Origin of the sequence: Streptomyces ureilyticus, from assembly GCF_011045025.1 — a bacterium.
Taxonomy (GTDB): domain Bacteria; phylum Actinomycetota; class Actinomycetes; order Streptomycetales; family Streptomycetaceae; genus Streptomyces; species Streptomyces ureilyticus.
The window spans coordinates 82294-96713 of record NZ_JAAKZX010000012.1 but is presented as its reverse complement, the minus strand read 5'-3'; the positions used below and the strand labels follow the sequence as shown (position 1 = coordinate 96713).

At 70.3% G+C, this 14420-nt stretch carries 16 protein-coding genes; all 16 read left to right on the top strand.

Features of this window, described 5'->3' with window-relative positions; translation table 11 throughout:
• Window positions 1-224: 224 nt before the first annotated feature.
• The 16 genes from G6048_RS06395 to G6048_RS06320 all read left to right on the top strand — a co-directional run bounded on the left by G6048_RS06395 (window position 225) and on the right by G6048_RS06320 (window position 14414).
• A complete protein-coding gene (locus G6048_RS06395; protein WP_165338451.1) occupies window positions 225-1013 on the top strand; it encodes an enoyl-CoA hydratase/isomerase family protein in 789 nt (262 codons plus the stop codon).
• Window positions 1014-1018: 5 nt separating this feature from the next.
• Window positions 1019-1405 (top strand): Zn-ribbon domain-containing OB-fold protein, encoded by a 387-nt coding sequence (locus G6048_RS06390; protein ID WP_165338463.1) that lies wholly within the window; start codon window positions 1019-1021, stop codon window positions 1403-1405.
• Window positions 1402-2556: a thiolase family protein gene (locus tag G6048_RS06385; RefSeq protein WP_165338450.1), complete on the top strand. Its 1155-nt coding sequence runs from the start codon at window positions 1402-1404 to the stop codon at window positions 2554-2556. The genes G6048_RS06390 and G6048_RS06385 overlap by 4 nt, the downstream gene beginning before the upstream one ends.
• Before the next feature lie 47 nt (window positions 2557-2603).
• Window positions 2604-3824, top strand: a complete 1221-nt coding sequence (locus tag G6048_RS06380) for an acyl-CoA dehydrogenase family protein (protein WP_165338449.1) — start codon at window positions 2604-2606, stop codon at window positions 3822-3824.
• A 16-nt stretch (window positions 3825-3840) separates the two neighbouring features.
• The gene (locus G6048_RS06375; RefSeq protein ID WP_165338448.1) at window positions 3841-4821 is read left to right on the top strand and encodes a phosphotransferase family protein; all 981 of its coding nucleotides are present in this window, start codon (window positions 3841-3843) and stop codon (window positions 4819-4821) included.
• A 60-nt stretch (window positions 4822-4881) separates the two neighbouring features.
• Window positions 4882-6111 (top strand): acyl-CoA dehydrogenase family protein, encoded by a 1230-nt coding sequence (locus tag G6048_RS06370; RefSeq protein ID WP_165338447.1) that lies wholly within the window; start codon window positions 4882-4884, stop codon window positions 6109-6111.
• Window positions 6108-6905, top strand: a complete 798-nt coding sequence (locus G6048_RS06365) for an SDR family oxidoreductase (RefSeq protein ID WP_165338446.1) — start codon at window positions 6108-6110, stop codon at window positions 6903-6905. The genes G6048_RS06370 and G6048_RS06365 overlap by 4 nt, the downstream gene beginning before the upstream one ends.
• On the top strand, window positions 6902-7675 hold the full coding sequence (locus G6048_RS06360) for an SDR family NAD(P)-dependent oxidoreductase (RefSeq protein WP_165338445.1): 774 nt from the start codon (window positions 6902-6904) through the stop codon (window positions 7673-7675). Before G6048_RS06365 ends, G6048_RS06360 begins: the two co-directional genes overlap by 4 nt.
• Before the next feature lie 23 nt (window positions 7676-7698).
• Window positions 7699-8493 carry an enoyl-CoA hydratase/isomerase family protein gene (locus G6048_RS06355; RefSeq protein WP_165338444.1) on the top strand — a complete coding sequence of 265 codons (795 nt, stop codon included), beginning with the start codon at window positions 7699-7701 and terminating at the stop codon, window positions 8491-8493.
• Between the two features lie 30 nt (window positions 8494-8523).
• Complete coding sequence (locus G6048_RS06350) at window positions 8524-9672, top strand: acetyl-CoA C-acetyltransferase (RefSeq protein ID WP_165338443.1); 1149 nt, start codon at window positions 8524-8526, stop codon at window positions 9670-9672.
• A gap of 84 nt (window positions 9673-9756) precedes the next feature.
• Window positions 9757-10380 carry a TetR/AcrR family transcriptional regulator gene (locus tag G6048_RS06345; protein WP_165338442.1) on the top strand — a complete coding sequence of 208 codons (624 nt, stop codon included), beginning with the start codon at window positions 9757-9759 and terminating at the stop codon, window positions 10378-10380.
• Window positions 10381-10582: 202 nt separating this feature from the next.
• A complete protein-coding gene (locus G6048_RS06340) occupies window positions 10583-10963 on the top strand; it encodes a nuclear transport factor 2 family protein (protein WP_165338441.1) in 381 nt (126 codons plus the stop codon).
• On the top strand, window positions 10960-11337 hold the full coding sequence (locus tag G6048_RS06335; protein WP_165338440.1) for a hypothetical protein: 378 nt from the start codon (window positions 10960-10962) through the stop codon (window positions 11335-11337). The genes G6048_RS06340 and G6048_RS06335 overlap by 4 nt, the downstream gene beginning before the upstream one ends.
• A 37-nt stretch (window positions 11338-11374) precedes the next feature.
• Window positions 11375-11695 carry an EthD family reductase gene (locus G6048_RS06330; protein WP_165338439.1) on the top strand — a complete coding sequence of 107 codons (321 nt, stop codon included), beginning with the start codon at window positions 11375-11377 and terminating at the stop codon, window positions 11693-11695.
• Between the two features lie 91 nt (window positions 11696-11786).
• Window positions 11787-13295 carry a class I adenylate-forming enzyme family protein gene (locus tag G6048_RS06325; RefSeq protein WP_165338438.1) on the top strand — a complete coding sequence of 503 codons (1509 nt, stop codon included), beginning with the start codon at window positions 11787-11789 and terminating at the stop codon, window positions 13293-13295.
• Window positions 13296-13373: 78 nt separating this feature from the next.
• Window positions 13374-14414, top strand: a complete 1041-nt coding sequence (locus tag G6048_RS06320; RefSeq protein WP_165338437.1) for an MBL fold metallo-hydrolase — start codon at window positions 13374-13376, stop codon at window positions 14412-14414.
• Window positions 14415-14420: the final 6 nt, after the last annotated feature.

The following is a 14420-nucleotide window of genomic DNA, read 5'->3' as shown; positions in this document are numbered from 1 at the left end:
GACGGGGGGACGGCGGGGGGGCGAAGCCCTCGGCCGTAGTGAACCGAAATAGGTATGCTCCACGTCCGTCGGTTTGAATCAGGTTCGGTTCGATCACATGGCGGAAGTCTTCGGGCTATGTCTCGAGCTGTCTTCACCTTCGGAACCTGTCTCGATCAAAGGGTTGACAGCGCACCTTCATCCTCGCAGACTCGTAGTGAATTCAGTTCAATTTGGAGGCTGAGATGGCAGTGGAAGACGAGATCCAGTTCGAGCGTGACGGCCACGTGGCCCGTGTGTGGCTCAACCGCCCGTGGAAGAAGAACTGCGTCACGGTGCCGATCCTGAACCGGCTCGACGAGATCATCACCGAGGTCGACGAGGACCCCGAGCTGCGAGTCCTGGTGGTCCGCGGTCGCGGCGGCACCTTCTGCTCGGGCTTCGACCTCGACAGCCTGAAGGCGGAGTACGTCGGCAAGTCGAACGCGATCGATGTCGCCGTGAAGTCCGCGAAGGTGTGCGACCGCCTCTACTCGATGAAGACCCCCTCGGTCGCGGTCCTGGAGGGCCACGTCACCGCCGGCGGCTTCGAGATCATGATCTCCTGCGACTTCGCCATCTCCGCGGACGACGCCAAGATCGGCGACTTCCACATCCGCCGCGCGCTGTTCGGCGGGGCCGGCCCGATCTACCGGGTGCCGCGCATGATCGGCATCCGCAAGACCAAGGAGCTGATGCTCACCGGCAAGCTCCTCTCCGGCATCGAGGCCGTCGAGTTCGGACTGATCAACAAATCCGCCCCGGCCGACAAGTTGGACGAGACGGTCGACGACTTCATCGGGGACCTCGTCGACAAGAGCCCCTTCATGATGTGGCTGACGAAGATGACGATCGACCGCAGCCTGGACGCCGACACCCAGTCGCTGATGGTGATGGAGCACCTCGCCGTGGGCGTGGCCCTCAACTCCGAGGACGCGAACGAAGGTGTGTCGGCGTTCCTGGAGAAGCGTGAACCCAAGTGGACGGGGCGCTGATCCGGATGGCCACGGATCCGCGGAGTCCGACCGTCGCCGTCGGGCTCCAGGGCTCATGCTGCTCCGGCTGCGCGGTGACGGCCTACCCCGCGGAGGAGGCGTGCCCGCGCTGCGGGGGACCGGCCGAGCCGGCGGTCCTCCAGGGCACGGGCAGGCTGTGGACCTGGACGGTGCAGCGGTACGCCCCCAAGTCCCCGCCCTATCAGGCCCCGCCCGGCGGCTTCGTGCCGTTCGCGCTCGGTTACGTCGAGCTGGTGGAAGGCGTGCGAGTGGCCGCCGTACTCGAGGTCGACGACCTCGACGACGTCCGCATCGGCATGCCCCTCACCGTGACCGCGGGCCACGGCGTCCCACGGGCCAGGCTCACGACAACCGGCGAGGAGGGCTCATGAGTACCGACGTACTGATCTGCGGCGCCGGGCGCACCCCGTTCGGCCGGTCGGAGGCGAGCGGCCGGCAACTGGCCGTCGGTGCGGTGAACGCCGCGCTGGCGGACGCCGGGATCGAGTGGTCGCGGGTGCGGGCCGCGTTCGGCGGCAGTGACAGCGCCGGCCTCGCCGACACGCTGGTGGCCCAACTCGGCCTCACCGGGGTGCCGTTCATCAACGTCAAGAACGGCTGCGCCACCGGCGGCAGCGCGCTGATCTCCGCCGTGAACGCGATCCGCTCCGGCATGGCGGACGTCGTCCTCGCCGTCGGCTTCGACAAACACCCACGCGGCGCCTTCGACCCTCGGCCCGAGGACTGGGGGCTGGGAGCGGAGTACGGCAGCGACGGGCTGATGGTGACGACCCAGTTCTTCGGCATGAAGATCCAGCGCTATATGTACGACCACGGAATCACCCCGCGCACCCTGGCCCTGGTCGCCGAGAAGGCGTACCGCAACGGCGGTCTGACCCCTGAGGCATGGCGGCGCAAGCCGGTGTCGGCCGAGGAGGTCCTCGAATCCGGCATGGTCAGCGATCCGCTGACCCGCTACATGTTCTGCTCCCCGGGAGCAGGCGCGGCCGCGCTGGTGCTCTGCTCGCCCGAAGCCGCGCGCAGCCTGGACACCCTGGACGGCCCGCCGGTCGCCTTGCGCTCGGCGGGCGTACGCACCCGGCGTTTCGGCTCGTTCGAAGTCTTCAGCCCCTGGATTCCCGGCGGTCAGCTGACCAGCGTCAGCCGTGATGCCTCGGCCGCCGCCTTCGAGGAAGCCGGGATCGGCCCCGGCGACGTCGATGTCTGCCAGCTGCAGGACACCGAGAGCGGCGCCGAGGTCATGCACATGGCCGAGTGCGGGTTCTGCGAGGACGGCGAGCAGGAGCGGCTGATCGCCTCCGGTGTCACCGAGATCGGCGGAACGCTGCCGGTCAACACCGACGGCGGCTGCATCGCCAACGGCGAACCCATCGGGGCCTCGGGGCTGCGCCAGGTCTACGAGGTGGTCCAGCAGCTGCGCGGGCGGGCCGGCGAACGCCAGGTCCCGGGCGAGCCCAGGGTCGGCTTCACCCACGTGTACGGCGCCCCGGGCGTGAGCGCCTGCACGGTGCTGTCCCGCTGAACGAACGTCCCCGTTGAACGTCCCGCCGATCGGAGGTGGAAGAAGACATGAGCGATATCCCGGAAGCCGGCGCTGTCCCGGAGCCCGAGGAGTTCCGCACCCAGGCCCGGCAGTGGCTCGCCACGGTCGCCAGGCCCCGCGCCGGCGACGAGGAATGGGGCAGCGGCTCCGACTCCGTCGCCGTGTTCGAGAACTGGACCGAGGAGCAGGAGCGCGAGCACACCGCCCGCATCCAGGAGTGGGAACGCACCCGCTACGACCAGGGGTGGGGCGCGCTCAACTGGCAGGAGGCGTACGGGGGGCGTGGACTGCCCGCGTACTACGAGCAGCTCTACCGCACCGAAGAGGCGGCCTTCGACGTGCCGCACCGCACCGAGGTCTTTCCGGTGACGCAGCAGCTCGTCGCCCCCGCGATCGGCATCTGGGGCACCGAGGAGCAGAAGGAGCGCTGGCTGCGGCCCATGCTGCGCACCGACGAGCTGGCCTGTCAGCTGTTCTCGGAGACCGAGGCAGGATCCGACCTCGCCGCGGTGCGGACCAGGGCCGTGCGCGACGGCGACAACTGGGTGCTGACCGGGCACAAGGTGTGGACCTCCGGAGCTCGCGTCGCGACCTGGGGTGTCGCGGTGTGCCGCACCGATCCGGACGTACGCAAGCACGCCGGCATCACCGTCTTCCTGGTGCGCATGGACGCGCCGGGCGTGACCGTACGGCCCATCCAGCAGATGACCGGCGGCACCAGCTTCAACGAGGTCTACCTCGACGGTGTGGTGGTGCCCGACACCGACCGGCTCGGTCCGGTCGGCGAGGGCTGGCGGGTCACGCTCAGTGTGCTGGCCGCCGAGCGGCTCGACTCCGGCAACCTTGGCCTTGACAACGCCGACCGGGCGCTGGAACTGGCCGGGAACCTGCCCCGTCCGCTCACCGGCAGTGAACAGCAGCGGGCCGCCGACCTCCACATCCGCACCCTCGTCCAGCGGCTCATGGGACTGCGGGTGACCGCGGCCCTCGTGGCCGGACGCGAGCCCGGCGCGGAAGCCTCGGTCGGCAAGCTCTACGCCACCGAGACCATGCGGCGCACCAGCGATCTGGTCTCGGAGCTGCTGGGGCCCGGCCTCGTCGCGGACACGGGGGAGTGGGGCACCTACGCCTGGACGGAGCACCTGCTCGGCGCCCCCGGCTACAGCATCGCGGGCGGCACCGACGAGATCCAGCACAACATCCTCGCCGAACGCGTGCTCGGCCTGCCCAGGGAGCCGGTCCGATGAGTAAGGAGCACGTCCGATGAGCACGGCCACCCAGGTGCCGGAGCTGTCCGTCCGAGTCCGCGACCGGCTCGCCCGCCGCCACCCGGGCGCCCCGATCGGCGAGTTGACGGTGCTGCCGGGCGGCCACTCGGGGCTCACGTACTCCGTCACGGCCGGGGATCACAGGTACGTCGTCAAGGCGGTGCCTCCCGGGCAGCGGCCCGTCGGGCGCAACGACGTGCTGCGCCAGGCGCGCGTGCTGGGCGCGCTGGCCGGGTCCGTGGAGCAGGTCCCGGTACCGGGGGTCGTGGCCGTCGACGAGACCCAGCCGGCATGGTTCGCCATGGACTTCGCGGTCGGCGAGGCCGTCGAGCCCGTACTCGACGAGCCCGAGGTGCTTGCCGCCACGGCCCGCGCCCGGATGCTGGAGATCGCCTCCGTCCTGCGGCGGCTGCACGAGACCGACATCCAGACCCCCGGACTCGACGCGCCCGAACCACTCGACGCGGCAGGCGAGTTGGAGCGGTGGAGCCGCACCCTGCACGCCGTACCACCGGAACTCCGGCCGGGCGGTGAGGAGTTGCTGGCTCGCCTCGCCGCCGGCGTGCCCGGCGGCATGCCACCGGTTCTGCTGCACGGGGACTTCCGTCTCGGCAACGTGCTGTGCGTCGGCGAGCGCGCGGTGGCTGTCGTCGACTGGGAGATCTGGAGCGTCGGCGACCCGCGCATCGACCTCGGCTGGTTCCTGCTGTTCGCCGACCACCGTAACTTCCCTCAGCTGGGGCGCGCCGTGCCCGGCCTGCCCACCGAGGCGGAACTGCTGGACGCCTATCTCGACGGAGGGCCCGCGCTGCCCGCGATGGACTGGTTCCGGGCGCTCGGCCGCATGAAGATGGCCGCGATCATGGGCCACAACCTGCGCCGGCACCGCGAGGGCAAGCACCACGACCCGGACCAGGAGCGACTGCCGCCGACCATCGCCGCGATGATCCGCACGGCACGCGACATCCTCGGCTGATCCGGACCGACCACACGAACCCCGGCACCCCGCACCCCGGCACCCCGGACAGGAGCAATCGTGGATTTCGGATTCTCGCCACGGGCGAGTGAACTCCAGGACCGCATGCGGTCGTTCATGGAGCAGCATGTCTTCCCCGCCGAAGCGGTCTACGACCGGCAGCTCGCCGAAGGGGACGACCCGCACGCGCTGCCGCCCGTGATGACCGAGCTGAAGGAGAAGGCGCGCGCCGAGGGTCTGTGGAACCTCTTCATGGCGCACGGCGACTGGGGCGCGGGGCTCACCAACCTCGAGTACGCGCCGCTCGCCGAGCTGGCGGGCCGCTCCATCATCGGCCCCGAGGTGTTCAACTGCTCGGCGCCCGACACCGGCAACATGGAACTGCTCGCGCTCTACGGCAGTCCCGAACAGCAGGAGCGCTGGCTGAAGCCCTTGCTGAACGCGGATATCCGCTCCTGCTTCGCCATGACCGAGCCGGAGGTCGCCAGTTCCGACGCCCGCAACATCCGGACCCGTATCACCCGCGACGGCGACAGCTACGTCGTCAACGGCCGCAAGTGGTACACCTCCGGGATCCTCGACCCCGACTGCAAGCTGATCATCCTGATGGGCAAGACCGATCCGGACGCGCCCACCTACCGGCAGCAGAGCATGCTGCTCATCCCCCGGGACACCCCGGGCGTCACGGTGCTGCGCGACCTGCCGATGTTCGGCTACACCGACCGGCTGGGACACGGTGACGTGCTCTTCGAGGACGTCCGGGTGCCGGTGGAGAACATTCTCAGGGGCGAGGGGGAGGGCTTCGCGCTCGCCCAGGGACGGCTCGGTCCAGGGCGGATGCACTACGCGATGCGCGCCGTGGGCTTCGCCGAGCGCGCCCTGCAGGTGATGTGCGAGCGCGTCACCGCACGCGTCGCCTTCGGCGGGCCGCTCGCCGACCAGGGCGTCGTACGCGAGTGGATCGCCCGCAGCCGCATCGAGATCGAGCAACTGCGTCTCCTCGTCCTCAAGTCGGCCTGGCTGATGGACACCGTCGGCAACGCCGCCGCCCGGATGGAGGTCGCCGCGATCAAGATCGCGGCGCTGGAGGTCGCCCACAAGGTGGTCGACCGCGCGGTCCAGGCGCACGGCGCGGCGGGCGTCAGCGACGACACCGTACTGGCCCGGCTGTACGCCATCACGCGGGCGCTGCGGATCGCCGACGGCCCGGACGAGGTGCATCTGCGGACCGTCGCCCGCCAGGAACTCGCCAAGTACAAGAAGACCGACACGAAGACGGGGACAGCGTGAGCGCCAACACCTACGACGGCGGCGGCAACACCCTCCACGGCAGGGTCGCCGTCATCACCGGCGGATCCCGCGGCATCGGCCTCGGCATCGCCACTGCGTACCGAGCGGCCGGCGCGCACGTGGTGATCGCGGCCCGCAAGGCCGCCGGACTCGCCGAGGCGCGCGAGGAGTTGCTCCGCGTCAAGGGCGACGGCGACGTGCACACGGTGGTGGCCAACGCCGGCGAACCCGATCAGGCACAGGCCTGCGTCGACGAGACCATGGCCCGCTTCGGCCGGGTCGACATCCTCGTCAACAACGCCGCGACGAACCCGTACCACGGCGATCTCCTCGACCTGGATCTGCCGCGCGCGGAGAAGACCGTACGCGTCAACCAGTACGGCATGATCGCCTGGACCCGGTGCGCCTGGCGGGCCTGGATGGCCGAGCACGGGGGAGCGGTGGTCAACATCGCCTCCGTCGGCGGACTGATCGTCGACCCGCACATCGGCTACTACAACGCCACCAAGGCCGCCATGCTCCACATGACCCGGCAGCTCGCCTACGAACTCGGCCCGCGTGCGCGGGTGAACGCCATCGCTCCCGGTCTGATCAAGACCGAGCTGGCGCGGGCGGTGTGGGAGGTGCGGGAGCCGATCCTCACCGCCAAGCTGCCGCTGCGGCGCCTCGGCACGGTGGAGGACGTGGCGAACGCGGCACTATTTCTGGCCTCGGACGCCTCCTCCTGGATGACCGGCCAGACCCTGGTGCTCGACGGTGGCGCGACCGCCCTGCCGATCGGGGTGGACGAGTGAGCGCGCCGCAGTCATCCGCCGAGCTGTTCTCGCTCCAGGGCCGGACAGCCCTCGTCACCGGCGCCTCCGCCGGGCTCGGCGCACGCTTCGCCGCCGTCCTCGCGCAGGCCGGCGCCACCGTGTTCGCCGCGGCCCGCCGCATCGACCGGCTGAAGGAACTCGCCGACTCCGACGCGCGTATCCACCCCGTCGCCTGCGACGTCTCGCTCGCCGCCGACCGTACGCGGCTGGCCGAGACCGCGCTGGCCGCCACCGGCCGTCTCGACATCCTGGTCAATAACGCGGCCACCTCCGGCGAGACCCGCGCCGAGGACGAATCGCCGGATGCCTTCGCCGACGTCCTCGGCGTCAACCTCACCGCGCCCTACCACCTGGCCCGCCTCACCGCCGAGGCACCCGGTGACACGGGCGGCAGGAGCATCATCAACGTCTCCTCCATCCTCGGTCTGGTGACCGCCGCCCCCCTCGGCGGCGCGAGTTACTCGGCGTCCAAGGCCGGACTGATCGGCCTGACCAGGGAGCTGGCCGGACAATGGGGTCGCAGCGGCATACGTGTCAACGCGCTCGCCCCGGGCTGGTTCCGCACCGAGATGACCGCCGACCTCTTCGGCGACGAGCGCTCCAGCCGCTGGGTCGAGCGCAACACCCTGCTGGGGCGCGGCGGCGACGGTCATGAACTCGACGGCGCGCTGCTGTTCCTCGCCTCGGACGCCTCCTCGTACTGCACAGGACAGGTGCTGACCGTCGACGGCGGATGGACGGCGCGATGAGGGACGGGAGGAGGGCCGACGCGATGAGTGTCGGCATCGAGATCGACGACGACGGTCTTGCCCGCATAACCCTGCGCCGGGGCGAGGCGGGCAACGCCATCGACCTGGACATGGCGCGCGGACTGCTGGACGCTGCACGGATCTGCGCCCGTGAGGCCGTACGGGCCGTGCTGCTCACCGGCGAGGGGAAGTCCTTCTGCGTCGGCGGTGACCTCAGGGAGTTCTCGCGCCTGTCCGGCGAGGCGCTGGAGAAGCACCTCACCGCGGTGACCGACGCACTGCACGACGCCCTGCGTACGTTCGCCGCGGGCGACGCGCCCGTGGTGGCCGCCGTGCAAGGAGCCGTCGCGGGCGCGGGCATCGGTCTGGCCGCGGCCGCCGATGTCACCCTCGCCGCCGACAACGCCTCGTTCACCGCCGCGTACACCGGCATCGGTTACTCACCGGACGCCGGAGTCAGCTGGTTCCTGCCCCGCCTGATCGGCCACAAGCGAGCCCTGGACCTGCTGCTGACGAACCGTCGGATACCGGCGGAGGAAGCCGCGGACATCGGACTGGTGAGCCGCGTCGTCGCCCACGACCGACTGGCCGCCGAGGCCGAGCGCACGGCAGAGACCCTGCGCGGTGGACCCACCGCCGCCTTCGGGGCCACCCGTCGCCTCGTCGCCGCCGGGCTGACCGCGGACCTCGGTCCCCACCTGGACCGCGAGGCCCGTGCGCTCGCCGCCGCGGCCGCCTCCGAAGAGGGCCGTGAGGGCGTAGCCGCCTTCCTGGGCAAGCGGGCGCCCGACTTCACGCGCGTCCCGCCCAGCAGCTGAACCCGTACCCGAAACCCTCTGGAGCCCACCGTGTCGGAAGCATTCATCGTCGGAGCCGTCCGCACCCCCGTCGGCCGCCGCAAGGGCACGCTCAGCGGCGTGCACCCCGCCGACCTCGGCGCCCATGTGCTGCGCGCCCTGCTGGAGCGCACCGGGGCCGACCCGGGCGCCGTCGACGACGTGTACTTCGGGTGCGTCAGCCAGCTCGGCGCACAGACCGGGAACATCGCCCGCACGGCCTGGCTGTCGGCGGGGCTGCCGCAGCACGTCCCCGGCACCACCATCGACCGCCAGTGCGGTTCCTCCCAGCAGGCCGTGCACTTCGCCGCCCAGGCGGTCGGCTCCGGCGCCGCCGACCTGGTGGTCGTCGGCGGTGTGGAGGTGATGAGCCTGGTGCCCATCGCCAGCCCGATGTTCGTCGGCGAGCAGGCCGGCATGGGCAGCCCGTTCGCGGGGGACGGCTGGCGCGAGCGCTTCGGTGACCAGGAGGTCTCGCAGTTCCGCGGGGCCGAGCTGATCGCCGAGAAGTGGGGCATCTCCCGTACGGACATGGAGCGGTTCGCGCTCACCAGCCACCAGCGGGCCCTCGCCGCCCAGGCCGACGGCGCCTTCGACGACGAGATCACCCCGGCCTTCGGGCTCACCGCCGACGAGGGCCCACGCGCCGACACCACCCTCGAGAAAATGGCCGGCCTGAAGACCCTCACCGAGGACGGCCGGCTGACCGCCGCCGTCTCCAGCCAGATCTCCGACGGCGCAGCCGCCCTGCTGATCGCCTCCGAGGAGGCGGTGCGCCGTCACGGTCTGACCCCGCTCGCGCGCGTGCACACCATGGCTGTGGTCGGCTCCGATCCGATCCACATGCTCACGGGTCCGATTCCCGCCACAGAGAAGGTCCTGGACAAGGCCGGGCTGTCGATCGGCGAGATCGACCTGGTCGAGATCAACGAGGCCTTCGCCTCCGTCGTCCTCGCCTGGCAGAAGGAACTCGGCGCCGCCCCGGAGCGGGTCAACGCCTTCGGCGGGGCCATCGCGCTCGGGCATCCGCTCGGCGCCACCGGTGCCCGGCTCATGACCACGCTCGTCCATCAACTGCGCAGGACCGGCGGACGCCATGGTCTGCAGACGATGTGCGAGGGCGGTGGCATGGCCAACGCGACCGTGCTCGAACGTGTGTGACCTGAAGTCGATTGGCAACTGAGTTCAGCTTGGGGCTACTCTCGGGTAGGACCAGATGGGCGGCAGCCAGGAGACAGGCGGATCATGGGGACAAAGATCGTTGAACCGGAAGCGGGACCCAGGTCCAAGCGCGCCGCCATCCTGGCGGCCGCCGTCGACTGCTTCGGGGAGACCGGCTTCGAGGCCACTAAGTGGTCCACCGTGGCGGAGAGGGTAGGTATCGGGCAGACCGCGCTGTACCACTACTTCGAGTCCAAGACCCACTGTCTGCTCACCATCATGCGGCTCGAGTTGCAGCGTTCCCACGACAAGTTCACGGAGGCCACCGCGGACGCCGCGGAGCCGGTGGAGGCGCTGCGGGCCGCCGTACGTGCGGCGTACGACGTCTCCGACCAGGAAGTTCTGCAGATGCGCATCCTGCAGAACCACATGGACCTGCTCTCCGGCCCGCGCAAGTCCAAGCGGGAGGAGGCCGAGCGCGTCGCGGCCCGTCAGCTGGTCCAGCTCGTAGAGCGGGACTGGACGAACCTGCTGGTACGGGGCATGTCCCAGGGCGCGTTCCCGTTGCGGGACGCGCAACTGCTGGGATCGAGCGTGCTCGGCCTGATCGTCAGCGTCTGGCGGTGGTACCGGCCGTCCGGGCCGACGCCGCTGTCGGAGGTCAGCGAACTGATCGAGGGTGCCTGCGTGCGGATGGTAGCCACGTGATGCCCTGAGCGGCCGCGTCGGCTTCCCGGTAAGTTTTCCTGCCCCCTGGCGGACATTCGTCAGGGGGCTTTGTCGTGCCCCGTTTCCGGTGCCGCGCTACCGCCCCGCCAGCTTCGTGACGCACTATTGCCAGGCCTGTTTTCGCGGGACTACCATCCAAACTGAATTGAACTTGGCTCAGGTTGATCTGAAGAAGGTTCCTATGGCGTTGCGTGACTACATGGCCAGCATGGACAGCCGGCATCCGGAGCGGACGCTGGACCTGCTCGAACCCGATTTCCGCTTCCTCATCGCCCTGCCGGGCAAGGAGGTCATCGGCAAGTCCAGGGAGGACTTCGCCGCGTACATCGCGGGACGCAATCCCGTGGACCGGGCGCACGAGATCCTGCGCTACAGCCGGGACGGCGACGTGGAAACCGTCTACGGAGTGGTGACGGAGGGCGGGCGGTACTGCGGCTCCTTCCTCTCAGCCGCGGTCGTATCGCCCGACGGGCTCCTGGCCCGCTACCAGTCCTTCTTCACCACTTCCTTCGAGCTCGTCGACTGGTCCGGGCAGGCCGCGGGCGAAGGGAGCCGGACATGACCGACACCTCGACCGCGGCCCCCTTCCTCACCGCGTGGTTCGAGATCCTCGACGGAGACGAGCCGTCGCGGATCCTCGACCTGATCAGTGACGACTTCTCGCTGTCCATCCTGTTCTCCACCGGCGACGGCAACGCCACCGACTTCGCCGGGGACCGCGCCGCCCTCGTGGGCTACCTCGAACAGCGCGAGCGGGGCACCCGCACCCACCATCGGCTGTCGGCGACCACGCTCGGCCAGGACGAGCTCTTCCTGGGAGAGGTACGACGCGCAGGTGTCCCTGAGGCGAGCTTTGTCGCCGCCGGGCGGGTGAACGGAGAGGGCCGGCTGCAGCGCCTGCTGATCGGCCGCTCGTCCGAGATCCGCTTCGACTGACCGCACATCTTCACCCGACCGCGTACGGAGGACCGTCATGTACAACCTCGTCCTGCTGGCAGCTCGGCCTCCGGAGTGGACGCACGAGCAGTTCATCGAGTGGTGGCGCGGCGACCACGCGGAGCTGACCTACCGCCTGCCCGGACTGCGTGCCTGGCGGCACACCGAGATCGACGCCGCGCTGGAGCCGCGCTCCGAAGGCTGGGACGGGATCTCCGTGCTCAGCTTCGACTCCCCGGAGGACCTGAAGAAGGCCCTCGCGAGCGCCGAGTGGGCGGAGGCCGTCGCACAGGTCGGTGACATGAAGGGCCGCCGCATCGCGGTGATGGGACACGAGGCGGAGATGTTCGCCGCTTGAGGCGCCTGGACCGACTGATCCCGGTCCACCAGCACAGCAGGCACCGCAGCGTTCAGTAGACGGAGTTCGGCACAGCGCAGCGAGGGACGAGATGCGACAGGTAGTGCGGGAGTTCCAAGAGAAGGCGGACGAGGCCGACTTCGTTGCCGTCATCGATGACACGGGCAGCCATACGGCCCGGCAACTGCTCGACGAGGCCACACGGCTGGCCGGGGCCCTGTCCACCGGCACGGGCGGCAAAGCGGGCGGCACGGTCCTGGTCCAGGCGGACAACTCATGGCGTACTGTCGCCGCCACCCTCGCCGTGGGCCTGAGCGGCGGGGTGATCGCGGTGGTCAATCGGCACACCACACACGCTGAGTTCACCGCGGCCTGGGAGGACATCCGCCCGGACGCCGTCGTCGCCGAGCCCTCGGCGATGGCCGACTGGGCGGTGCCCGAACGGCTGCCTGGCTCGGCGCGGACGGTGCTCGACGGCTGGCAGTGCCTGTCCGCTCCCGGCGAGCGTGACGTGTCGCGCTGGTCCGGCGGCGTCCTGATCGGCCTCACCTCCGGGTCGACCGGGCGGCCCAAAGGCGTCGTCCAGTCCGAGCAGGCCCTGCGCTATGCCGCCACGAGCACGATGACCGTCAACGGCCTGTCGCCCGGCGACGCCGTCGCCGCGATCGTGCCGCTGTCATCGACGGCGGCGTACTGCTTCGGCGTCTACCTCTCCCTCCTGCTGCGCGGGCCGCTCGTCATGACGGGGAAGTGGGACCGGGCCGTCGTACTGCGGAGGATGGCCGAGGCCGGCGTCCGCTGGACCATGTGCGTACCGACCATGGCACTGCAGATGGGAACCGAGGCGGCCGGCTCCGGCATCCTCGGCGGTGTCCGGTCGATCACCGTCGGCGGCGGGCCCATGGACCGCGGAGCCCTGGCCCGGGCCGAACAGTCTCTGGGCACGAAGATCCTTCGCGTCTTCGGCATGTCCGAGTGTCTCGGCCACACCTCGCCGAGCCCCGACGAGCCCGAGGAGATCCGGCTCGGCAGGGACGGCCGGCCCTTCCCGGGTACGGAACTCCGCGCGCTCACCCCCGGCGGGCGGACCGCGGGCCCCGGAGTGACCGGACGGGCACACGTGCGCGGCCCTTCCCTCTTTCTCGGCTACGCCCGCGACGGCAAGGTCGATCCGCCGGCGCTGACGGAGGACGGATACCTGCCCACCGGCGACCTGCTGATGACCCACGAGGACGGCACCATCAGCATCATGGGCCGCGAGAAGGACATCATCATCCGCGGTGGACGCAACATCGACATCACCGAGATCGAGCGCGCGGTGGCCAGTTACCCGCGCGTGGCCAGGGCCTGTGTCGTGGCGGTTCCTGACGATGTCCTCGGCGAACGCGTGGCGCTGCTCGTCGTCACGGAGGACGGCGGCGGCATCGACCTCGCCGAAGTGACCGGTCACCTGGAGAGCGTCGGCCTGTCCAAGACCAAGTGGCCCGAATTCGTTTTCGGCATCGACGAACTGCCCCAGACCAAGGTCGGCAAGCTCGACCGGAGAGGGGCCCGGGACCTGGCCGTCAGACTGAATTCCCCTATGGTCGACCGGACCTGACGAGGCAACACACTGCGAAATGTGCCGTCGCGCGTGCCATCGGGCATGATCCACGGCGGTACATCAAGGAGGAGGAACATGACAGCGCGGTTCGACCAGGGCCCGTGGGCCGCCGCCGGGGTCCAGACCGTACAGCCCGGGGTGCACCGCGTTCCTCTGCCACTCCCCAACGACGGCCTGCACGCCGTCAATGTCTATCTGTTGGAGGACTTGGCCGACGACGGCGGCATCGTCATGATCGACGGCGGCTGGGCGATCCCCGAGGCGCGCAAGGCGCTCGACGAGGCGCTGGCCGCCATCGGCCGCGACCTCGGCGACATCAGCCACATCCTGGTCACCCACATCCACCGCGACCACTACACGAACGCGGTGGAACTGCGCCGGCTGCTGGGCTCGCGCGTCTACCTCGGCGCGGGTGAACGCCCGGGCCTGGAGATGCTCGACCAGCTGCGCAGCGACCAACCCACCGGCTCACTGGAAACCCTGCGCACGGCAGGAGCCGGCGAACTCGCCGACCGCATCGCGGCGATGGACCACGGCGGCTACGACCCGAGCGTGTGGGAGGCCCCCGACCGCTGGCTCGCCGCCGAGACGCTCCGCTTCGGCGAGCGCGAACTGCATGTCGTACCAACTCCCGGACACACCAAGGGACATGTCGTCTTCCTGGACGAGCAGCGGGGGCTGCTGTTCTCCGGGGACCACGTCCTGCCGCACATCACCCCGTCCATCGGTTTCGAGCTGGCCGAGCCGGGCGGCCGCCCGCTCGCCGACTACCTGGACTCGCTGCGGCTGATGCACCGGTACGCCGACGCCCGCCTGCTGCCCGCGCACGGGCCGGTCGCCGACAGTGCCCACACCCGCGTCGCCGAACTGCTCGCCCACCACGACGACCGGCTGGCCAAGAGCCTGACAGCGCTGGGCGAGGACACGCTCGACGCCCACGCGGTGGCGCGCAAGCTCGGATGGACCCGCAGGGCGGTGCCGTTCGGCGAGCTGAACGCCTTCAATCAGATGCTCGCGGTCAACGAAACGGCCGCGCACCTGGATGTGCTGGTGCTGCGAGGGCGGGCGACGGTGGCGTTCGTGGGCGGCGTGAACCAGTACACGCGCCTGCGCTGACACCCA